Source organism: Halomonas sp. AOP13-D3-9 (assembly GCF_052379125.1).
GTDB lineage: Bacteria > Pseudomonadota > Gammaproteobacteria > Pseudomonadales > Halomonadaceae > Vreelandella.
On the sequence record NZ_JBQSYH010000005.1, the window covers coordinates 101,259 to 121,087 of the forward strand.

The 19,829-nt window shown below is 56.5% G+C and carries 20 protein-coding genes; 6 read left to right on the forward strand and 14 right to left on the reverse strand.

The features are described 5' to 3' along the window. Nucleotides 1–124 precede the first annotated feature (124 nt). The 3 genes from ACT3UM_RS07025 (at nucleotide 125) to ACT3UM_RS07035 (ending at nucleotide 3,434) form a co-directional block, all read left to right on the forward strand. The gene (locus ACT3UM_RS07025) at nucleotides 125–1,360 is read left to right on the forward strand and encodes a GAK system CofD-like protein (protein ID WP_498897369.1); all 1,236 of its coding nucleotides are present in this window, start codon (nucleotides 125–127) and stop codon (nucleotides 1,358–1,360) included. Between the two features lie 33 nt (nucleotides 1,361–1,393). Beyond that, the gene (locus ACT3UM_RS07030; protein ID WP_498897371.1) at nucleotides 1,394–2,374 is read left to right on the forward strand and encodes a GlxA family transcriptional regulator; all 981 of its coding nucleotides are present in this window, start codon (nucleotides 1,394–1,396) and stop codon (nucleotides 2,372–2,374) included. A 106-nt stretch (nucleotides 2,375–2,480) separates the two neighbouring features. Then, the gene (locus ACT3UM_RS07035) at nucleotides 2,481–3,434 is read left to right on the forward strand and encodes an ABC transporter substrate-binding protein (RefSeq protein WP_498897373.1); all 954 of its coding nucleotides are present in this window, start codon (nucleotides 2,481–2,483) and stop codon (nucleotides 3,432–3,434) included. A 9-nt stretch (nucleotides 3,435–3,443) separates the two neighbouring features. On the opposite strand, the gene ACT3UM_RS07040 is transcribed toward ACT3UM_RS07035, so the two are convergent. The 14 genes from ACT3UM_RS07040 to hutH all read right to left on the reverse strand — a co-directional run bounded on the left by ACT3UM_RS07040 (nucleotide 3,444) and on the right by hutH (nucleotide 17,002). Next, the gene (locus tag ACT3UM_RS07040; protein WP_498897375.1) at nucleotides 3,444–4,277 is read right to left on the reverse strand and encodes an alpha/beta hydrolase; all 834 of its coding nucleotides are present in this window, start codon (nucleotides 4,275–4,277) and stop codon (nucleotides 3,444–3,446) included. Nucleotides 4,278–4,279: 2 nt separating this feature from the next. Then, on the reverse strand, nucleotides 4,280–4,735 hold the full coding sequence (locus ACT3UM_RS07045) for a thioesterase family protein (RefSeq protein WP_498897377.1): 456 nt from the start codon (nucleotides 4,733–4,735) through the stop codon (nucleotides 4,280–4,282). Beyond that, nucleotides 4,735–5,688, reverse strand: a complete 954-nt coding sequence (locus ACT3UM_RS07050; RefSeq protein WP_498897378.1) for an L-carnitine dehydrogenase — start codon at nucleotides 5,686–5,688, stop codon at nucleotides 4,735–4,737. The genes ACT3UM_RS07045 and ACT3UM_RS07050 overlap by 1 nt, the downstream gene beginning before the upstream one ends. Next, entirely contained in the window at nucleotides 5,685–6,578 is an 894-nt protein-coding gene (locus ACT3UM_RS07055; protein WP_498897380.1) for a beta-keto acid cleavage family enzyme, read from the reverse strand. The genes ACT3UM_RS07050 and ACT3UM_RS07055 overlap by 4 nt, the downstream gene beginning before the upstream one ends. Before the next feature lie 140 nt (nucleotides 6,579–6,718). Next, nucleotides 6,719–7,474: a histidine utilization transcriptional repressor HutC gene (gene hutC, locus ACT3UM_RS07060; RefSeq protein ID WP_498897382.1), complete on the reverse strand. Its 756-nt coding sequence runs from the start codon at nucleotides 7,472–7,474 to the stop codon at nucleotides 6,719–6,721. 35 nt (nucleotides 7,475–7,509) lie between these two features. Continuing rightward, the gene (locus ACT3UM_RS07065) at nucleotides 7,510–8,325 is read right to left on the reverse strand and encodes a phytanoyl-CoA dioxygenase family protein (protein WP_498897384.1); all 816 of its coding nucleotides are present in this window, start codon (nucleotides 8,323–8,325) and stop codon (nucleotides 7,510–7,512) included. 13 nt (nucleotides 8,326–8,338) lie between these two features. Beyond that, complete coding sequence (gene hisC, locus ACT3UM_RS07070; RefSeq protein ID WP_498897386.1) at nucleotides 8,339–9,517, reverse strand: histidinol-phosphate transaminase; 1,179 nt, start codon at nucleotides 9,515–9,517, stop codon at nucleotides 8,339–8,341. Continuing rightward, nucleotides 9,517–10,383 carry an amino acid ABC transporter ATP-binding protein gene (locus ACT3UM_RS07075; protein WP_498897387.1) on the reverse strand — a complete coding sequence of 289 codons (867 nt, stop codon included), beginning with the start codon at nucleotides 10,381–10,383 and terminating at the stop codon, nucleotides 9,517–9,519. Before ACT3UM_RS07075 ends, hisC begins: the two co-directional genes overlap by 1 nt. Nucleotides 10,384–10,396: 13 nt before the next feature. Then, on the reverse strand, nucleotides 10,397–11,059 hold the full coding sequence (locus ACT3UM_RS07080) for an amino acid ABC transporter permease (protein WP_498897389.1): 663 nt from the start codon (nucleotides 11,057–11,059) through the stop codon (nucleotides 10,397–10,399). After that, complete coding sequence (locus ACT3UM_RS07085) at nucleotides 11,056–11,715, reverse strand: amino acid ABC transporter permease (protein WP_498897391.1); 660 nt, start codon at nucleotides 11,713–11,715, stop codon at nucleotides 11,056–11,058. The genes ACT3UM_RS07080 and ACT3UM_RS07085 overlap by 4 nt, the downstream gene beginning before the upstream one ends. 79 nt (nucleotides 11,716–11,794) lie before the next feature. Next, the gene (locus ACT3UM_RS07090; protein ID WP_498897393.1) at nucleotides 11,795–12,628 is read right to left on the reverse strand and encodes a transporter substrate-binding domain-containing protein; all 834 of its coding nucleotides are present in this window, start codon (nucleotides 12,626–12,628) and stop codon (nucleotides 11,795–11,797) included. 186 nt (nucleotides 12,629–12,814) lie between these two features. Next, complete coding sequence (locus ACT3UM_RS07095; RefSeq protein WP_498897395.1) at nucleotides 12,815–14,203, reverse strand: FAD-binding oxidoreductase; 1,389 nt, start codon at nucleotides 14,201–14,203, stop codon at nucleotides 12,815–12,817. Continuing rightward, nucleotides 14,200–15,468: an alpha-hydroxy acid oxidase gene (locus ACT3UM_RS07100; RefSeq protein ID WP_498897396.1), complete on the reverse strand. Its 1,269-nt coding sequence runs from the start codon at nucleotides 15,466–15,468 to the stop codon at nucleotides 14,200–14,202. Before ACT3UM_RS07100 ends, ACT3UM_RS07095 begins: the two co-directional genes overlap by 4 nt. A gap of 1 nt (nucleotide 15,469) precedes the next feature. After that, nucleotides 15,470–17,002, reverse strand: a complete 1,533-nt coding sequence (gene hutH / locus ACT3UM_RS07105; protein WP_498897398.1) for a histidine ammonia-lyase — start codon at nucleotides 17,000–17,002, stop codon at nucleotides 15,470–15,472. Nucleotides 17,003–17,444: 442 nt separating this feature from the next. Between hutH and ACT3UM_RS07110 the strand changes: the two genes are divergently transcribed. From ACT3UM_RS07110 to hutC (ACT3UM_RS07120), 3 genes are read left to right on the forward strand one after another with little or no spacing between them, the layout of a single operon-like run. Continuing rightward, entirely contained in the window at nucleotides 17,445–18,416 is a 972-nt protein-coding gene (locus ACT3UM_RS07110) for an isopenicillin N synthase family dioxygenase (RefSeq protein ID WP_498897400.1), read from the forward strand. Between the two features lie 13 nt (nucleotides 18,417–18,429). Further along, complete coding sequence (locus ACT3UM_RS07115) at nucleotides 18,430–19,026, forward strand: HutD/Ves family protein (RefSeq protein ID WP_498897402.1); 597 nt, start codon at nucleotides 18,430–18,432, stop codon at nucleotides 19,024–19,026. Nucleotides 19,027–19,081: 55 nt separating this feature from the next. After that, entirely contained in the window at nucleotides 19,082–19,795 is a 714-nt protein-coding gene (gene hutC, locus ACT3UM_RS07120) for a histidine utilization transcriptional repressor HutC (protein WP_498897404.1), read from the forward strand. The last annotated feature ends 34 nt before the right edge of the window (nucleotides 19,796–19,829 follow it).

The following is a 19,829-nucleotide window of genomic DNA, read 5'->3' on the forward strand; positions in this document are numbered from 1 at the left end:
ACGTATTGATACGCTGCCTCACCGGGATAAAGTGCGCTTGGATAGCCACTGTATTTTAGTGTAACCAGTATAAATAACCGTGCCGTCATTTACGTTACATGTTTCTTACAGTTCAAAGAGTTGTATGAAAAAAAGACGTTTTACCTGTAGCCGGCTGTGTCTGCCCCGTGCGCTTGACAGGGGCTGGGATCTACGCCTGGCCAGATACCGAAAAGCTCCCGAGCTGGGGCCGAAAATACTCTTCTTCAGTGGCGGTACGGCACTGAAAGGCTTTTCAGAAGTGTTGACGGACTATAGCCATAACTCCATTCATCTGGTGACGCCGTTTGATTCTGGGGGCAGCTCGGCAGAGTTGCGCCGGGCCTTCGCGATGCCTGCTGTGGGTGATCTGAGAGCACGCCTGCTGGCGCTGGCTGACGACTCAGTCACTGGTCACCCCGAGGTGGCGGCGCTTTTCTCTCATCGGCTTGCGGCGCAGGGGCGGGACGACGCAGCGGTAAAGGCAGCCCTTGAGCAAAACCTGCAGGCCCTTGTCAGTGCCAAGCACCCGCTGCTTAAAGCGATCGCTGAACCCATGCGTTCTCTGATCCAGAGCTATATCGCTGCCTTCTACAAACATATGCCAAAGGATTTTAACCTCGCTGGCGCCAGCGTGGGGAACCTTATCTTGACCGGCGGCTATCTGATTCATGAACGCTCTCTTGATCCCATCGCCTTTCTATTTGGCCAATTGATCAAAACTCGCGGCACCGTTCGCACCACGACAGACGCTAACCTTCAACTGGAGGTGTTGCTAGAGAACGGGCGAAAAATTATCGGCCAGCACCGCTTTACCGGCAAAGAGACGGCTGAAATTGATTCACCCATTAACGCGATAAAATTATCCGGTGAGGCGGATGATATCGATACCCTGGATGCCTCCAAGGTGTGCAAAGAGACCCGTAATCTTATCGATTCGGCAGAACTGATCGTCTTCCCGCCGGGCAGTTTTTACAGCAGTGTCATTGCCAACCTGTTGCCCAAAGGAGTGGATAGGGCATTGGCTAAAAACCCGTCAGCCAAGGTGTATGTGCCGAGTTTGGGCACGGATCTTGAAACGCTTGGCATGACGCTGGTGGATCAGGTTCAAGTGCTCAATACGCACTTGTCTGGCACACTGGAGCCCCTATCGTCTAAGCGCTCTTCCATTGATTTTTTACTGTTTGACTCGCAGCTGCTGAGTGTTTCTCCCCAACAGATTGAGACGATCCGCGATGAAATGGGAATACAAGTGATTGACCTGGATCTTGCGCCGGAGGATGCCGACAGCCACCGTTATGATGACGTTAAGCTGGCTGAAGCGCTGCTGGGGTTGACCTGATATCCATACACTCTAGAAATTTTAGGCATTGCTATGCGTCTTAGTTATCAGGGCCCGCTGCCTGAAATGGTCGGATTTTTACTGCTGCCGCAGTTTTCCATGATGGCCTTTTTTGCGGCGGTGGAGCCGCTGCGTATTGCCAACCGCATCGCCCATCGCCCGCTGTTCGACTGGACGTTGATCAGCGCGGATGGCGGGCCGGTGACGGCGTCTAACGGCATGACCCTGATGGCCGACCAAGCAACGGCGGAGGTGCACCATCTGCCTTCTCTGGCAGTGTGCAGCGGCTTCACTCCTGAGGCGCATCTTACCCGGCCGCTAATGGCCTGGCTGCATCAGTTGGATCAGGCGGGCTGCTGTCTGGGCGGTATCGATACCGGAGCGTTTCTGCTCGCCGCCACAGGGTTGTTAAAACACGAACGGGTGGCGCTGCACTGGGAGAGCCTGCCCGCCTTTCGTGAGCGCTTTCCGGGCATTGATACTACCGATGAGCTTTACGAGTTGGGCGAGCGACGTTTCTCCTGCGCGGGTGGGGCAGCGGCGATGGATATGGCGCTGGAAGTGATTGCGCGGCGGCATGGGGCGAAGTTGGCCATCGATGTCTCTGAGCAGCTTATCCATGACCGAATTCGCACCCGCAGCGATCAGCAGCGTATGGCTCTGGTGAAGCGCCTAGGCACGCATAACCGGCGGGTTGTGGAAGCGGTGGCGTTAATGGAGCAGAACCTTGAAGAGCCGCTTCCCCTCGAAGAGATAGCCAGCCGAGTAGACGTATCGGTGCGCCAACTGCAGCGCCTGTTTGAGCAGGAGCTAAACGTAACCCCGCGCCAGTGGTATTTGCAGCTGCGCGTTAAGCGCGCCCGGCGGCTGCTGGCGGAGACCGATCTCGCGGTGCTGGCGGTGGGCGTAGCCTGTGGGTTTAATTCCTCGTCAAGCTTTGCGCGTTCCTTTCGTGCCCATTACGGCTACTCGCCTCGGCAGGTTCGTGCTGGCATGGCGGAAAAAGACCTTTAAAGTGCAATGAATGTCGTGTAATGCCTGACAAGCGTCGCCTTATGCCTAGTCGTAGGGAGGCAGCCGCGCATACTGACTAAACCCAACGAATAAGAGGTTTAGCTAAATGTTTGCCAAGACTATCTCTCCCACCACCAAGTCATTGTCGTTAACAGCTGGCTTTTTACTCTCTGCGTTTGCTGCCACTCCGGCTATGGCGGAGCTTGATGAACTGCGTTTTGGGGTGCCGCCGTGGCCTGGGGTAACGGTAAAATCAGAAGTTGCAGCCCAACTACTGGAGACGATGGGTTACGAGACCCGCCAGCAGGATTTAGCCGTGAGCGTTATTCTGGAAGGCCTGACGCGTAACGATCTGGAAATTTATTTAGGCGGCTGGTACCCGGTTCAGACCGATATGGTCGAGCCCTTGGTGGCCGACGGCAAAGTAGAAAAAGTCGTTTCCAATATCCGCGGCGCCAATTCGGGGCTAGTGGTACCTCAGTATGTGTACGATGCCGGGGTTACCACTGTCGCTGAGCTGGCTGAAAACCGCGACCGTTTCGATGGCGAAATCCAGGGCATTGAAGCGGGCACCGGCATCAACGATGCCATTCTCAACGCCATCGATAATGACCTTGCCGGGCTAGGTGATTGGCAGCTCCGTGAAAGCTCAACGTCGGCTATGCTGGCCCAGGCTGAGCAGAAAATGGCCGATGAGGAGTGGGTGACCTTTGTCGGCTGGGAGCCCCACTGGATGAACGTGAGCTTCGATTTGGCCTATTTAGCCGACAGCGATGACGCGGGCATTGCCTCTATTGAAAGCACGGTATGGACGATTACCCCTGCCAGCCTGGCGGATGAAGCGCCGGAGGTTCACCGCTTCCTGTCGCAGTACGTGATCGATATCGAAGATCAGAACGAATGGGTACACGAGTATAGCTACGAAGATCGTCCGGCGGATGAAGTGGCCCATGAGTGGATTGGTAATAATCTAGGCACCGTGGCTGAGTGGCTCGACGGTGTCAAAACCCGCGATGGCGAGTCCGCGATTGAGCAGGTGCGGGCCCAGTTCGGTTCTTAAATAGTTTATTTATCCATCAAGGCGCTGCTTGAGTGCGTGGCAAAACGCCTGCCACGCACTGCCCATGTCGGGTAGCTGCGATTGGGCGTGAAGGGCGGCGTGTACCATCTGCGGCGCACTGCGATAGCCCACGGAGGCGCCTGCTGCTCGCCAGTTGGCCACTGCGGCTTCAATAGGCTGAGTTAGCGGGTCGTGCTCTACTGTCAGGATTTCCATGCTCTGGGCAGGAGGTCGGCAATCCCGTTGTGTGGCAATAATCTCAGGGCACTGTTCGCGAATGCTGAGCACATCGTGGCGCGAAAGCAGTGGGGCATCTTCACCCAGGCAGGCTGGCGAAAGTTCGCCAACGGGCGGGTAGATTAACCCCAGCGGCGGCGCTTCACTCAGTGGATGGGCCAGGTCGATAGCTAGTCGTCCGCCTGCGCTGTCTCCCACCAGGGCAATAGGTTGAATGGCTGTTAACACCGTTTGGCAGTCTGCCAGCATGGTGGGGTACGTTACTTCCGGTGCCAGTCGGTAGTTAACGCTGACCACTTCGCGCTCAAGCTGCTGGGCCAAGCTGGCAGCGGGGCCATGATGGCTCTCGGTTGAGCCGATGGTAAAACCGCCGCCATGTATAAACAGCACGCCACCCGGCGCTTGCTGCTGAGGAGTAAAGCGGCGCACGCTAACGCCATTAATAATGCCATCTTCGACCCGCATCCCGGCCGGGTCGGGTGGGGCGAACGAGCGGCAGAACTTGTCGTAAGCGCGCCTTACCTGAGGCAGGGGCTGCTCCTCCATTACCGCCAGTCCTGCGCTAAAGCGCTGAATAAAGGCGTCTACGTTCATCGCTACTGTCATCCTTAGCGCCGAATACCGATGGTGCGCCCGGCAAGTTCTGGCCAGGCACCGCTATCTGCTTTGGGCAGTGTTGCAATGCGATTCGCGACCGCTTCAGGAAACGGGCTTGGACGCCCAGACGCTTGTTTCATGCCCATCAGCATCTGCTCGCTGGCCGCTACCAGGTTGTCTTCGTCATCGAATAGGGTGAAAAAGACGTGCAGGCGCTTTGTATCGCTATCGAGGAGCGTCAGGTTGATGTTTAGCGCTTGGCCTTGGTGCGCCTCGCGGCGGTAGCAGAGGTGCGTTTCCAGGGTATAGATCGTGTAGCCGTAGTGCTCACGGCCCGCTTCATCCAGCCCAATGTGGTCAATCAGCGCTTCACAGGCGAGTGAGAAGACGCGGGCGTACTCCGCGTCGTTCATATGCCCGTTGTAGTCGACCCACTCGGGAGCGACCTGGGTTTTGTAAATAATCATTAAATTCGCCCTTCCAAGCCTTCGGCTTCCGGCCAGTATTTTTGCACTACTTCAAGCAGCTCGACCAGGAAGTCATCCCGGCGGCGGTCAAGGGTGGCCACTGAACGACCCGCGGCCTGATGTTCACAGCCTTCTACCACTTTATCAATCAGTTCATCGGTGAGTTCCGGGGCTTCCAGTTTGGTCCAGGGCAGTTTTAACGCCGGGCCGAACTGCTCCAGCATATGGCGCATGCCCGGTTCGCCGCCCGCCAAGTGGAAGGTCAAAAAGGTGCCCATCAACGGCCAGCGCAGCCCACAGCCGTAAACCACCGCTGCGTCGATCTCTTCGGTGGTGGCGACGCCGTCGTTGACCAAGTGGAGCGCTTCCCGCCACAGCGCTTCCATTAGACGGTCGGCGATATGGCCCTCTATTTCACGGCGAACCACTAACGGCCGCATGGCGAGCGACTGATAGAGCCTTTGGGCGCTGGCGATTTGCGCTGGTTGAGTGGCCTTCCCGCCAACAAGCTCCACCAGCGGCAGCAGATAGACCGGGTTGAAGGGGTGAGCGACGATTACCCGCCCAGGCGCTTGCTGGCACTGCTGTTGCAGGTCGGTGGGCTTAAAGCCGGAAGTAGAAGAGCCAATAATAACGTCCGGTGCGGCAGCGGCATCAATGGCGGCCAAGATTTCTTGCTTGAGCGGTAGACGCTCGGGCACGTTCTCCTGAATCAGATCAGCGCCGCTTACGGCCTCCTCAATGGTGGCCGCAAAAGTTAACCGCTCAGAGCTGGCATCGGGCGCTAGGCCGAGCTGGGTTAACGAGGCCCAGGCGTTGTCGATAAACGATTGGGTGCGCGCTGGCGCGTGAGGATCTGGGTCAAACGCCACTACGTCCCAGCCTTGAGCGAGGGCGCGGGCAATCCAGCCATTGCCGATCACGCCAGTACCAATAACGGCTAAGCGGTTCATACGTCACCTCCTGCCGGGTTGCGCAACTTCAGATGCGCTCGTGTTTCCGCTGGCGTCATTACCCGTGCGCCGAGGTTTTCAATAATGGTTGAGGCTTTTTCGACCAGTTGGCCGTTATTGGCTAGTACGCCTTTCTCTAAAAACAGGTTGTCTTCCAACCCCACCCTGGCGTGACCGCCCAGCAGCACCGCCTGGGCGACCATGGGCATCTGATGGCGGCCAATGCCGAACGCTGCCCAGTTGGCGTTTTCTGGCAACTTGTTGCGCATGGCGAGCATAGTTTCGGTATCCGCCTCGGCGCCCCAGGGAATGCCCAGGCAGAGTTGATAGAGCGGGTCGCCGTCGATCAAGCCCTCTTGCTGAAGCTGGCGGGCAAACCAGACATGGCCCAGATCAAAGCACTCAAGCTCCGGCTTAACGCCAGCGGCTTGCACCAAACGGGCGTGCTCGCGCAGCCAGTCGGCGGGGTTTACGTAGACCATGTCGCCAAAGTTGAGGCTGCCGCAATCCAGCGTGCACAATTCTGGAAGCAGCTCACCCACCGGGGCGTGACGTTCAGCGGGCGTTTGAATATCGGTGCCTGGGCCGCCGCGGGTGGGGTCTGTGGCATCCGGTATCCAGTCGCCGCCGCCGCCCGCGGTAATGTTCATCACAATATCCACATCCGCCTCGCGAACGCGCTCCATCACTTCGCGGAAATGGTCGGTCGAGTGGCTGATGCCGCCGGTTTCCGGGTCGCGCACGTGGATATGCGCGATGCTGGCCCCGGCGCGGGCAGCTTCAATGCAGGACTCGGCGATAGCCTTGGGTGTAACGGGAACATTGGGGTTTTTAGCGGTGGTATCACCCGCGCCAGTGACGGCACAGGTGAGGATGACATTGCGATTCATGGCGTGCTCTCTAGTCAGCGGTTTATTCGCTTACTAGTGTGTCGCGGTGGGCAAACATTAGTTGTCGTAAAGCGACATTCGCTATACATAGCTGGCTGTTCACCATGATCTAGGGGGGTTATAGCGTAAAGTGTGGAGCTTCAGCCAGCATGGGAGGTCGCATCCACTGAGTAGCGGCTGCCTAGTCGGTAGCGCATGGAGGGGTGGAGAAACTTAACGTAGGTAACGACCCGTGAAGCACTCCAGGTGCGGCGCATAAGTGCTAAACAGGGCTCGTTGACATCAATATCTAACGCTTTAGCGTCTTCTTCAGAGGGCAAAAGCGCGTCGACGATATGCTCTATTTCGTCTACCGGGATGGTGTTCAATAAGTAGCGTGATGGCTGCAATGTGTCATCAAACTGCTGGTGAATAAAATCGGGTGCCATGGCTGGTGAAACATAGCGATCCTCAAGCTGTACAGCGAGATCTTCTTCGTAATGCACGCAGCGCAGGTGATAGACCGAGCTACCAGTGGTTAGCTCAAGCGCTGAAGCAATGGAGAACGGTGCGGCTACACGGCCAAGTTCGAGTACTTCGCAATGGTAACGATGGCCGCGGGAGGCTATTTCGTCGGCAATATTGGCTATTTGTAATAAATTGGAGTGTGGTTTGCGCTCAGCAATAAAGGTACCTACACCGCTGGTACGTTCTAAAAAACCTTCGTTAGTCAGTTCCCTTAGCGCCCGATTTATCGTCATGCGTGACATGCCGAGTTCATTAACGAGTTGGTTTTCTGATGGGATCATGTCGCCAGGCTTCCAGAAGCCTGAGGCAGTACGATCCAATACAAACTGTTTGGCTTGCAGATAGAGTGCCTTCGGTGCGGTCGAGCTATCGATATCGGATTTTTTCATCCACTACTCCAGTTACGACAAGTAAGACCGGGTCTCTAGGTTTGTGGGTAGACAATAGGGAATTCAGGCCCCGTCAACGCATCGCCATCCTGCAAAGTGAGATGGGCAAAAGGCGGAGATCCCTTGCCGCCACGATCAGCAAAACGTGCATTGTCCCCTACCCAGCGAGCGGAGAACACCCTGCGGCGACTTGTGGAGGTATTGGCAGAGGCTCCGTGTACGGTTCTGAAATCAAACGCTACCGCGTCTCCAGGCTCTAAAGCCCACTGGAGTATGCGGTACTTGGAACTCTCAGCATCAATATCGGGTAGCTCTTCCCGAGTATCACCTTGATAGAGGTCACTGCCGTCAAAGCGTTTGGGGCGATGGATTTTATTCCAGTGATGTGAACCCGCTAGGCATTTCAGTGATGTCTCACATGCCACGGGGTCCAGAGGAATCCAAAAGCTAATACACTGGGTGCTTTCAACGCAGTAGTAGGGCTGATCCTGATGCCAGGGTGTCACTTGTGATGAGCCGGGCTCTTTGACGAGTACGTGGTCATGAAAGAACTGCGCCTGGTGTGAGCCCATTAGTATGCATGCCAGCTCCGCAACGGGAGATTCCATAATAAAGTGTGAAAAAGGTTCAATGCGCTGCCAGTTACACAGATCCTGAAAGAATGGGGCAGAGCCATCATCAGGCTGATAGGAGCGTTCCAGAGGGCTTGGGGATTTGATCAATGCATCGACCCCTTCACGTAGCGGCTCCATCCAGTCGTTGAAAAGGCCGCGCAGCACTACGGCTCCTTCACGTTGAAAGGTCTCAATCATTGAATCATCTAAGGTGATGTTGTGGGTGGAAAGGACCATTTGGTGAACCGCCTTATAAGAGAGTTGAGTTATCTATGTCAGGATTATCAAAGTCACTAAGCAAGGGAGCAGTGGGGAGACACAATGAAGCCGCCAGCGCGGCCAAGAACTGGTCGTTCTCCTCTCGGCTGCCAATCGAAACACGTACCCAGTGGGTGTATCCCGGCTCTAGCCAAGGTTTAACGATCACTCCGTGAGCCAGCAGCGCCTCATGCACCTGCTCTGATGGCTGGGTCGTTTCGAAGAACAGAAAGTTAGCCAGTGACGGTACCACTGTCAGCCCCATATCCTTCAGTGCTTGCGCCACGCGACTGCGCTCGCTCATTGTCAGCTCAAGGCTTGTTTCAAGGTGCGTCGTGTCCTGGAGTGCAGCCACCGCCGCCACTTGCGCGAGGCGGTTGACGTTGAATGGCGTACGCAGGCGGTCGATTAAGTCGGCAAGGGCGGGGCTGCTGACAATGCCATAGCCGATACGCAAACCAGCGAGTGCGTAGGCTTTTGAGAAGGTGCGCAGTACGATCCAGGGAGTTTGCTGGTGAGCCAGCAGGGCCAGCACGTCTGGGTAATCGGGGCTCGTTTTGGCGTATTCGTAATAAGCTTCGTCGAAGACCAGTAGGGTGGAGGGGGTGAGCGCACTAAGCAATCGATCAAGCTGAGTGGCTGATAAAGCGCTGCCAGCCGGATTGGAGGGCGACGAGAACATCAGCATACGTGGTGGCTCGCCCAGTGCCTCCAGCAGCCCATCGATATCGAAACGCCCCCCCTCAAGCAATGGCACTGCGCGGATATGGGCCCCTAGCGAGTGGGGGTAGAGTGTGTGCAGGCCAAAGGCGGGGGTGATCGTCACCAGGGTATCGCCGTGGTCGAGAAATATCCGGCATAAGATCGCAATCAGATCCTCAGAGCCATTGCCAAATACCAGCCGTTCAGGGGCTATATCCAGTTGCGCTGCAAGTGCAGCACGTAAAAAGCTGCAGGAGGCATCAGGATACAGGCCGCTATCCATCAAGGCATTGGAGAGCGCAGCGGCTACTTGTGGAGAGGGGCCGTGAGGGTTTTCGTTGCTACCCAGTTTGGCGATACGTGTTACGCCGCAGCGCTTGCTGACCTGCTCGCTTGAGAGCCCGGCGTTGTAACCCTTGAGTTCGCGAACTTCCCGGCGCGCCAAGTGGGTAGGGTCGAGGGTGGGCATCAGCTCGCTTGCTCCGGGGTAGTGTTCCAGAAGGCATTACGATCAAGATAGTTCTGTAGGAATTGGCGTAAACGTGGATGGTTGGTATCACGAAAGACTTCATTGGGGGTGCCGCGGGTAACGATGCTGCCCTGATCCAGGAAAACAACGCTGTCGGCAACTTGGGCCGCAAAGCCCATCTCGTGGGTTACCACCACCATGGTCATGCCTTCCTGGGCGAGCTGTTTCATCACGGCCAGCACTTCACCCACCAGTTCCGGGTCGAGGGCCGAAGTGGGTTCATCAAACAGCATAATTTTGGGTTCCATGGCCAGTGCCCGGGCGATCGCAACGCGTTGCTGTTGGCCACCGGAAAGGCGTGCGGGGTACTCCTTGGCTTTTTCACTGAGGCCAACTTTGTCTAACGCCTGCATCGCCTTTTTTTCAGCCTCCTGTCGCGGTAAGCGCCTTACCCTCACTAACGCTTCAGTGACATTGCCCAGCGCAGTCATATGAGGCCATAGGTTGAACTGCTGAAAGACGATGCCTAGATTGCGACGGGCCTGATTAAGACGGTTACGCCCCGCGTGTTTGCGGTGTCCTCGGTCATCAATCTCCCAGCCCAGCAAACGCCCCTCGATATGAATTTCGCCGTCGTCATACTCCTCAAGGAACGCCATGCAGCGCAGTAGGGTGCTTTTGCCGGAACCTGAGGGGCCGATCAAACAGACCACCTCAGAGTGGTGTACGTCTAGGTCAATATTGGCGAGCACTTGATTTTTGCCGAAGCGCTTGCCGACGGCTGAAAGATGGATGATTGGCGCTATCTTCGAGTTCTCAGCCGGGACTGCTGAGATAGCGTTAGTGGGGGATAGGGAAAGCGACATAGCTAGCTCCTGTTCAGCGCTGCAAGTAGATGCCGACGCGGTGCTCAAGCCACCTGCCTGCGCGTGAGGTGATCTCGATCAGTAATAGATAGGCGATGCAGAGCACTAATAACGTTTCAATAAAGGTAAAGGTGCGGGTGCCAATACCGGTGAGCACCGCGGTTAGCTCCGGCACAGTGATAATCGACAGTACGGCGGTTTCCTTGCACAGAATGGTCAGCATATTGACGATTGCTGGCAGGATAAGGACGAGCATCTGCGGTAGTTGTACGCGCCACAGTAGCTGAAGGCGGCCAAGCCCCAGGCACTCGCCTGCTTCCAGCTGCCCACGAGGCACCGCGGCAAAACCGCTACGAAAAATTTCCGCAAAATAGACGCTGCTGTAGAAAGCGATGCAGAGCACTCCTGCGGTGACAGCACCGAGACGCAGGCCGAATGACGGGCCACCGTAGTAGACCAGAAACAGGATCACCAGAAAGGGAGTGCCGCGTACCAGCTCGATGAACACTCTCAATATGAGTTGCAGTGCCCGACCACCAAAGAGCATTAGCGCAGCGATAAATAGTCCCGCCACCAGGCCCAACACGCTACCTGCCAGCCAGGTATAAATGGTGACTAAAAAAGCGCTCCAGATTGCTCCGGCATTGGCAGTAATAATGGATAAATCGAAAGTCACGCCAGACTCCTCTCTAAATGACGCTCAAGTCGGCGCCCGAACATGGTCAGCGGTATGTTAATCAGGCAGTAGATCCCTGCCAGTACCAGGTAATGCTGGAAGAATAAGTAGTCTGATGAGGCGAGGTTCTGGGCCACCCGGGTAAGGTCTGCTAGACCTACTACGGATACCAGCGCTGAGGCCTTAATCAGCAATACCAACTCGTTGACCAGTGAAGGCAGGGTGCTTTGAATCGCTTGGGGCAGCTCAATACGCAGCAAAATAGCCGGGCGGCTCATGCCTAGTAGATGTGCCGCTTCACTCTGCCCTGAAGGAATTGCCATCAGGCCGCCGCGCAATATTTCTGCGATATAGGCGCCTGAGCAGAGCGAGAGCGCCATGACTGCAGCCACCATTGGGGAAAGGTTGGGTAGCCCGAACATGGGTGCCAAATAGTAGATAACCAGTAGTTGGACGAGCAGCGGCACCCCTCGAAAGATAAAGATATAGCTGCCACCGAGGCGCCGTAGTAGTGGCATTTTTGCTAGCTGCATGCTGGAAATAAGTATCGCAATGACAAAGCCAAAGGCATTCCCCAGCAACGACGTCTGTAGCGTGATAAGCAGTGCCTTGCCAAGCAACGGAAGGCTGAAAAGAAAGGTTGGCCAGTCGAACATTGGCAATATCCCTGGAGGTGAGGGAGAGCATACCGGGCGGTATCTAGCTCAATGACCGCCCGAACACGTCACGAGCTGATTAGATCTCCGGTTCAAAATCTTCGCTGGGAACATCCATCGGCTCGCCGAACCATTTGGTTTGCAGCTCAGCTAGGCTGCCATCCTCGTGCATTGATAGCAGCACCTCATTGATGGCTTCCACCAGGGAGGCGGACTCCTCATCGTTGCGTGCCATATAGCCAAAGTAAGCCGACTGACCAAAGGGCGGCTGAACCACCTCAAACATGGGCCGTTGGGTGGCGGTATAAGCAATGTTGGGCAGCGAGTTAGCCACTGCATCAATCCGACCTGCAGCAAGATCAGCGTAGGTTTGGCTATAATCAACGTACTCGGTAATCGTTGGGGGCTCGGGCAATTCAGCGGCAAACGCTTTTAGCTGCTCAAGCTGCGCAGTGCCGCGACCACCACCGGCCGCTTTGCCGGAGATATCTTCGGGTGTTTGTATAGAGTCGTCGTCAGCACGCTTTAAGATGGCGACAGTGGCATCAGCGATGGGCAGGGTGAAGTTGTAACGTTGTTTACGCTCTTGGGTAATCATCGCCGGGCCAGCTACGAAGTCATAGTTTCCAGCCTCAAGGCCGGGCAGTACGCTGGGCCAGGGCAGATCGATCCAATTAATGCTTACCTCTAGCTCTTCAGCCACACGCGCCATAAGTTCAAGGTTGAGCCCGCTCTGCTGGCCATTGTCTAGATAAGCAAATGGGGCGAAATGAAATTCAGTACCCACATTGAGCACCCCTCGTTCTTGTACTTCTTCAAGCAGATCTGCAGAAGCGGTGCTGGCTGCAAAAGAGACACCCAGGCCTATTGCCAGGCGGGAGAGGGAATGCTTGAGTAGATTGGATTTTTTCATTGAGTAATAACTCCATCGGGATTATTAAGAAACTGACAGTGCGTACCAGTACATCAACTTTATAAAAGCAAACTGCATGCCAGAAAGTACTTACCTGTATATACATAATGGCTTTGCAAATTTTGTCACTGAAGGGCGAATTAACGTTGCCCTGTTTGAGTGCGATCGCTGGTGAATAATGGTGGCTTAACTGAGCACCTTGCCGGGATTGAGAATGCCGCGTGGATCAAGGGTTTGCTTGAGGGCACGCATAACGTCCAGCGCGTCGGGGCGGACACTGTGATGCAAGAAGTCACGCTTAAGTAGGCCAATACCGTGTTCGGCAGAAATGGAGCCGCGGTATTCTCCGACCAGCTGGTAGACGGCCGATTCAATGGCGTGGCGAGTCGCCGAGGTGTCCTCAGGCAGCGAGTGGCCGTCTATGGTGAGATGCAGGTTGCTGTCGCCAATATGGCCGAAATTGACGATGCGGATGCCTGGCCAGCGCAGCTGGAGCATCTTGCCAGCGGCCTCAACGAAATCGCCAATATCTGGGATGGGAAGGCTGATGTCGAAGTTGATCGGTGCCAGCTTGATGGGAAATTCGCTGGTCGCCTCGCGGATCGCCCATAGTTCACGGGCCTGCTTGATCGTGCTTGCCATGACGGCATCTTGCACTTCGCCGGTTTCCAGAGCGGCTTCCAGAACCATCTCCAGGTGGCTCGCATCGCCTTCGGCTTCACACAGCACGTAAAGAGGGTAGCTTGGTGGGAGAGGCGACTGGTTGCTCTGCCATTCGCAACTCATCGCATAGAAGTCCTGCCACATCACCTCGAATGCCTCTAGGGCTAGTCCGGTGCCACGCAGTCGATGCAGCAGACTGACCGCCGCCGGATAGTCGCGCAGCGCGCACAAAAGCGTGCGGGACTCCCTCTGGAGCGGCGCAAGACGCAGTACCGCGCGGGTGATGATGCCTAGCGTACCCTCAGCGCCAATAAAACAGTGTTTAAGGTCGTAGCCGGTATTGTTTTTGATCATGCTGTTCATCAAATCGAGAATCCGCCCGTCGGCTAGCACTACTTCAAGGCCGAGCACTCGGTCACGTGTCATACCGTGACGAATCACGCCATGACCGCCCGCATTGGTGGATAGGGTGCCGCCGATCTGGCAAGTGCCTCGGGCGCCAAAATCAATTGGATAGCAAAAGCCTGCTGCTATAGCCGCGTCTTGGACGGCCTGAAGTGTAGTGCCCGCACGCACCGTCAGTGTGGCGGCATCTTGGTCAACGTTCTCCACGCCGCTGAGCTTGATTAATGACAGCGCGACACTGTCTGCCGTGGGTACGGCGCCACCGGCTAAACCCGTCATGCCACCCTGGGGGACGACGGCGCGGCGGTGCTGGTTGCAAAGTTGCAGCAGCTTGGAGACTTCCTGTGTGCTGGCTGGGCGTACCAGCGCCAGTGGTCGGCAGGCGGCGTGGCCCGTCCAGTCGCTATGACAAGACGCCGGGATTGCCTCGCCCAGCAGCACGCTGTCGCCAAAGGCGCTTAGCAACAGATCTAGGAAGGCATCGTCTTTACTGGGTTCAATGCTCACGATAGATCTCCCATAGTCGGCTGCACGGTTTGTGTGGGCGAGCCCGCCGAATTAGCCGTGAGGTAATGTGCGTTGTCGTGTGAAAGATGGAGGGGAAGACCCAGACAGTCGCGGTCGAGCTGGGACACGCATGGGCGACCCAGCAGAGCAAGCGTATTGTGTAACTGTTGCTGGAGTAGCGTCAGGGCATGATGAGCGCCTGCCTCGCCGCCTACCGCGAGACCATATAGCGTAGCCCTTCCACTGAGTACGCCATTGGCGCCTAGAGCTAGCGCTTTGGCAATATCGCTACCTCGGCGAATGCCGCTATCGAGCAGGATCTCTAATTGCTTCCCCACCGCATCGACGATGGGTGGCAAACAGTCGAGGCTGGCAGGCGAGCCATCCAGTTGGCGCCCACCATGGTTGGTAACCACGATGGCGTCGGCCCCTAGCCGTTGGCAGCGGCGGGCATCCTCAGCATTGAGAATGCCCTTGATGATCAGCTTGCCCGACCACTGCTGGCGAATCTCGGCGAGCGCTTCCCACGTTAAGTCGGTCGCCATTTGTTGACTGATGTAGGTGGCTGCGCTGGCCGCACTGTGCTCCCCTGCGGGCAAGTATTTGAGCAGGTTGCCCAGTGTCGGTAGGCCGTTGGGCCAGAGTGCCTGGGCGGCCCAGCGTGGGTGGCATAAAGCATCTAGCGTATGGCCCATGGTCAGGCGTCGAGGGTTCAGGTAGCTGCGGCTGTCCCACTCGCGCCGACCAAGCACCACCGCATCGGTGGTGACCACAAGGGCCTCTGCATTAGCCGCTTGAGCGCGTTCGATCAGATCCTGGGTCGCTGATTTGTCGCGTAGTGGGTAGAGCTGAAACCACAGCCGACCGGCTGGGACAGCGGTGGCAACCTCCTCAAGGCTATTGCAGGATACGGTACTCAGCGTGAAGGGCATGTCGTGACGTTGCGCCGCTCGGGCTAGGGCGATATCAGCGTCGCGCCACAGCATGCCGTTGTAGCCGGTGGGGGCGATTGCCAGGGGCATTGCGCACTCCTGGCCCAAAAGGGTGGTGCGGCTGTCGATCTCGCTTAGGTCAACCAGCGTGCGTGGTCGCCACTGCCAGCGTTGAAATGCGCTGCGATTGTCGTTGAGGGTGTGCTCGTCCTCGGCACCGGCGTTGAGATATTCCCAGGCAAAGGCGGGCAGTCGGCTACTGGCCATTGTGGCCAGTTCATCGATACTTTGGGCGTGTCGCCAGCGGTGGCTTGGGGCGTAGCGTCGTTTCATATCAACCCTCGGCGTAGAGGCGTGGGCGGGGCAGCAGTGGCTCGAAGATAGCCTCGTCAACAAAGCGCTGGGCGGCAACGAGATCAGGGGCAAAGTAGCGATCCCGGTCGTAATGCTTAACGTCGCGCCGAATCAGCGCCAACGCTTCTTCGAGGGCAGGAGATGTGGTCATGGGGCGGTGGAATTCCACCCCTTGAGCCGCCGCCAGCAACTCAATGGCGACCACCGCGCTGGAGTTAAACGCCATATCGGCCAGTCGCCTTGCCGCAAACGTCGCCATTGAGACGTGGTCTTCTTGATTGGCGGAGGTCGGCAGGCTGTCTACGGAGGCGGGGTGGGCCAGGGTTTTGTTCTCGGACGCCAGTGCCGCTGCACTGACCTGGGCGATCATAAAGCCAGAGTTAAGGCCGCTGTCGTTGACCAAGAACGCCGGTAGCCCTGAGAGGGCGGGGTCGACGAGTTGGGCGATGCGCCTTTCCGACAGCGCGCCGATTTCTGAGATCACCAGCGCCAGCACATCGGACGCCATGGCAATCGGCTCCGCATGGAAGTTGCCGCCGGAAAGGACATCACCGTTGTCAAAGATCAGCGGATTATCAGAAACGGCGTTAGCCTCGCGTAGAAAAACGCCCGCCGCAAAGCGTAAGTGGTCGAGGCAGGCGCCCATCACCTGGGGCTGGCAGCGCAGCGAGTAGGGATCCTGAACCCGCGGGCAGTCGCGGTGGGATTCGCGCACCCGGCTGCCTGCTAGCAGTTCGCGGTAGAAAACGGCGACATCATACTGGCCGGGGTGGCCGCGAACGGCCTGTATGCGCTCATCAAACGGGGTGTCTGAGCCTTTTAAAGCATCCACTGTCAGGCTACCGGCGACCACGGCAGCGGTGAATAGTTTTTCGGCGGCGAACAGACCACGCAACGCCAGCGCAGTGGAAACCTGGGTGCCGTTGATGAGTGCCAGTCCCTCCTTGGGCGCCAGCGTTAGCGGTGCCAGACCCGCTAGGGAAAGTCCTTCAACGGCTGGCATCTCGCGTCCCTTATGGCGCATGCGGCCTTCGCCGAGCAGGGTGGCGGCTAAATGCGCTAGCGGCGCAAGATCCCCTGAGGCGCCTACTGAGCCTTTAGCGGGAATACAGGGGTAGACCTGGGCGTTGTAAAGCGCCAGCAGTGCGTCAATGACCAGCCAGCGTACGCCGGAGTGGCCACGGGCCAGTGAGGCCGCCTTAAGCGCCAGTATCAAGCCCACGGTGGCATCGTCCAAGTCGTCACCCACCCCTGTGCTGTGTGACAGCACTAAGTTTCGCTGGAGCTCTGTGAGTGACGCGCGCGGTATTGAGGTCTGGGCGAGCACGCCAAAGCCGGTGTTAATACCGTAAACGGTGCGGCCGCTATCCAGAATGTCGCTAACCGTTGCTTCGGCCCGAGCGACTCTAGCCCTGCTCTCCTCATCGAGTTCGATAGTGGGGCTGTCCTCAAAAAGCTCGCGCAGTGTGGCGAGCGTAAGTTGGCCTGGGGAGAGTCGTTGTACTGATGTCATGGTGACCTCTGAAGTGCTTTACGAGCATCATTTGGGAACATCCAAACAGCCTTTTTCTCACTCAGCGGGTGTTAAAAAATGGTTTTTAGATCTTCCCAGCTGTCGTTGTGAATCTGCGACTATGAAATCGGACGTTGTTATTATGTATATACAGGTAGGTGGTGTTTATGCAAGTTCTATTGGTTAAGTTTCCTGGCGCTGTTAGAGATTATTTTAGAATGATAATTTTTAGTGCATGAATGGTGCTTTTTGTGTGTTTTTGGTGCGTTTTAGGAGAAATTTTATAGGATTTGTTTTAATAACATGGATAGATAAAAGCATTTTTATATGTATATACTTATTGCTTGTGGCTGTTCTTGTTTATAGCCGCTACCGATAGCCTAAGTGGACTAACACGGGTAAGGATTGGGCTGGCTTTTCGTTGACAGTGGAGACACAAGTAATGACAACTTCAGCAATGACCATACCGCTGGTTGATATGCAGGGCGTGCGTGAGGGCGACCCTGGTAGCCTCGCGCGGGCGGGGAAGGCGATACACAACGCTTGTACCCAGGTGGGGTTTTTTTACATCATCAACCATGGTTTATCACAGGCAGTAATAGACGATGCTATGCAGGCCGCTCAGCGCTTCTTTGCTGAGCCACTGGAGCGCAAGGCGCAGGTGGCGGTTAATAAGCACCACCGTGGTTTTCATCGGCGCGGTGGTGCCACTATGTATCAGGCAACCCGACCTGATGAGAAGGAGTTCTATGGTTTTGGGCTGGACTTGGCCGAGGATGACCCAAGCGTACTGGCAGGCGAGGCACTGCGTGGGCCGAACCAGTGGCCAGACTTTATGCCGGAGTTTCAGCCAGCAATGGATCGCTACTTTGTTGAGGTAGGTCGCTGTGGTGCAGACCTGTTGCGTGCGATTGCGGTGAGCCTAGGGATCGACACTGAGTTCTTCGCGGCAAAATACACCAAGCCGTTGCAGCGCACCCAGGCGGTCTACTATCCCGTGCAGGCGGATGATCGACCGGCGGATCAATTTGGCGTTGCGCCGCATACTGATTATGGCTGTGTGACGCTGCTCTACCAAGACGCCGTCGGTGGTTTACAGGTGCGCGAGCTGGGTAGCGAGCGCTGGGTAGACGCTCCCTTTATTGAGGGCTCGCTAGTGGTGAATGTCGGTGATCTGTTGGCGCGATGGTCAAATGACCGCTTTCGCTCTACGTTGCATCGTGTCATCAATACCAGTGGCCGGGAACGCTACTCCATAGCGACCTTTTATGACCCCGACTATACGGCTCGCGTTGATCCTGCCGACCTTGGTGTCTCAGCAGCAGAAGCTCAATATCCGCCGGTAGCCGCGGGTGACTACATCTTGGGTCGCATTGATGCCTCAATGAGCTACCGCAAGGCTGCCGCATCCTGATGAGGAGCAATCAATGAAGCTACCTGAAAGGTTACGCTTTACCGAACTGGTCCCCGTCGCTTGGCAAAATGGTGGTGGCGTGACACGTGAAGTGGCGTGCCAAGCGGGTGATGGTGAGTCGCCAGGCTGGCGGGTTTCGGTGGCTGAACTTGACAGAGAGGGGCCATTCTCGATTATTGCGGGGGTCAGGCGTCACTTCACGGTGATAGGTGAGCATCCGGTCACACTTGTTTTGCCTGATCAGCGTGCTGTTTTGGCTCCTCGGGAGAGCTTTATCTTCGAAGGTGACGCAGCGGTGAATTGCTTGTTGCCTGAAGGGCCGAGCCGGGCGCTGAATTTAATGTACAATCCAGCAAACTGGCAGGCTTCTGTTCGCTGGCTAACGTCTGGGGAGCCGCTAAGGCCAGCCCCGAACGCTGAGACATTTATCTTAGCCGTTGACGGGCAGGCGTGGCTGGCCGGTGAGCCGTCACTGCCCCTTGATGGTGGCGATATTTGGCACTGGCCCAGCGCTGATGACGAGTTAGCGACCGAAAGCTGTCACACAATGACATTTGAGACGCTGCCTGCAACGCGCCTGATTAGGATCGACCTGTTTCCGCGGGTTTGATGTTCCTTTCGGAGTGCTAATAAGCGGGGTGGTGAAAGGGATTTGAGGAGAGCACGTGGGACGCCAACCGCCCCGGTATCAACAGATCAAACAGTACTTGCTGGATAATATCCAAACAGGTCATTTTCCCGTCGACCATAAGATCCCGCCTGAGGAGCAGCTTGCGATTACCTTCGGTGTCAGCAGGATGACGGCCAATAAGGCCATTCGCGACCTGGTGCAGGAAGGCTATCTGGTGCGTCAATCGGGGATCGGCACCTTTGTGACGGATCGTCGTTCTGAGTCGCCATTGGCCGAAATTAATAATATCGCTGATGAGGTACGCAGCCGTGGCCACGAATACGCTAATCGTGTGGTGAGTTGCGAAGCGCTGAATGCTGACGATGAGATTGCCCTGCGGATGGGTGTGCGTATTGGGACTAGGTTGTTCCATTCGATTCTTATTCACCTGGAAAATGGCCAGCCGATCCAGCTCGAAGAGCGCTTCGTCAATCCACGCTGGGTGCCTGGCTATCTGGAGGCAGACTTCAATCGCCAAACCCCCAACGAGGTGTTGGTTGCCGCTTGCCCGATTACCGATATGGAGCACGTGGTAGAGGCGGTGCTGCCTGAAGCGGGCGCGGCAGAGTGGCTGGAAATTGATGCTGCGCTACCCTGCCTTAGTGTTCGTCGGCGCACTTGGTCAGGCGACCGCCTAATTAGTTATGCTCACCTGCTGCATCCCGGTGACCGCTATAAATTGCGCACCATGGCGCACTCTTCTAAGTAGTCGTTCTCGCAATGCTGCTAAGCCGTTCTCGCGC

Excerpts from the sequence above, each read along its gene's own strand:
- ACT3UM_RS07110 (WP_498897400.1), top strand. The coding sequence starts at position 17,445 with ATGACAACTTCAGCAATGACCATACCGCTGGTTGATATGCAGGGCGTG.
- hisC (WP_498897386.1), bottom strand. The coding sequence starts at position 9,517 with ATGCCCACCCTCGACCCTACCCACTTGGCGCGCCGGGAAGTTCGCGAA.
- ACT3UM_RS07075 (WP_498897387.1), bottom strand. The coding sequence starts at position 10,383 with ATGTCGCTTTCCCTATCCCCCACTAACGCTATCTCAGCAGTCCCGGCT.
- ACT3UM_RS07115 (WP_498897402.1), top strand. The coding sequence starts at position 18,430 with ATGAAGCTACCTGAAAGGTTACGCTTTACCGAACTGGTCCCCGTCGCT.
- ACT3UM_RS07030 (WP_498897371.1), top strand. The coding sequence starts at position 1,394 with ATGCGTCTTAGTTATCAGGGCCCGCTGCCTGAAATGGTCGGATTTTTA.
- ACT3UM_RS07035 (WP_498897373.1), top strand. The coding sequence starts at position 2,481 with ATGTTTGCCAAGACTATCTCTCCCACCACCAAGTCATTGTCGTTAACA.
- hutC (WP_498897382.1), bottom strand. The coding sequence starts at position 7,474 with ATGAAAAAATCCGATATCGATAGCTCGACCGCACCGAAGGCACTCTAT.
- hutH (WP_498897398.1), bottom strand. The coding sequence starts at position 17,002 with ATGACATCAGTACAACGACTCTCCCCAGGCCAACTTACGCTCGCCACA.
- ACT3UM_RS07050 (WP_498897378.1), bottom strand. The coding sequence starts at position 5,688 with ATGAACCGCTTAGCCGTTATTGGTACTGGCGTGATCGGCAATGGCTGG.
- ACT3UM_RS07055 (WP_498897380.1), bottom strand. The coding sequence starts at position 6,578 with ATGAATCGCAATGTCATCCTCACCTGTGCCGTCACTGGCGCGGGTGAT.
- ACT3UM_RS07100 (WP_498897396.1), bottom strand. The coding sequence starts at position 15,468 with ATGAAACGACGCTACGCCCCAAGCCACCGCTGGCGACACGCCCAAAGT.
- ACT3UM_RS07085 (WP_498897391.1), bottom strand. The coding sequence starts at position 11,715 with ATGTTCGACTGGCCAACCTTTCTTTTCAGCCTTCCGTTGCTTGGCAAG.
- ACT3UM_RS07025 (WP_498897369.1), top strand. The coding sequence starts at position 125 with ATGAAAAAAAGACGTTTTACCTGTAGCCGGCTGTGTCTGCCCCGTGCG.
- ACT3UM_RS07040 (WP_498897375.1), bottom strand. The coding sequence starts at position 4,277 with ATGACAGTAGCGATGAACGTAGACGCCTTTATTCAGCGCTTTAGCGCA.
- ACT3UM_RS07045 (WP_498897377.1), bottom strand. The coding sequence starts at position 4,735 with ATGATTATTTACAAAACCCAGGTCGCTCCCGAGTGGGTCGACTACAAC.
- ACT3UM_RS07090 (WP_498897393.1), bottom strand. The coding sequence starts at position 12,628 with ATGAAAAAATCCAATCTACTCAAGCATTCCCTCTCCCGCCTGGCAATA.
- ACT3UM_RS07065 (WP_498897384.1), bottom strand. The coding sequence starts at position 8,325 with ATGGTCCTTTCCACCCACAACATCACCTTAGATGATTCAATGATTGAG.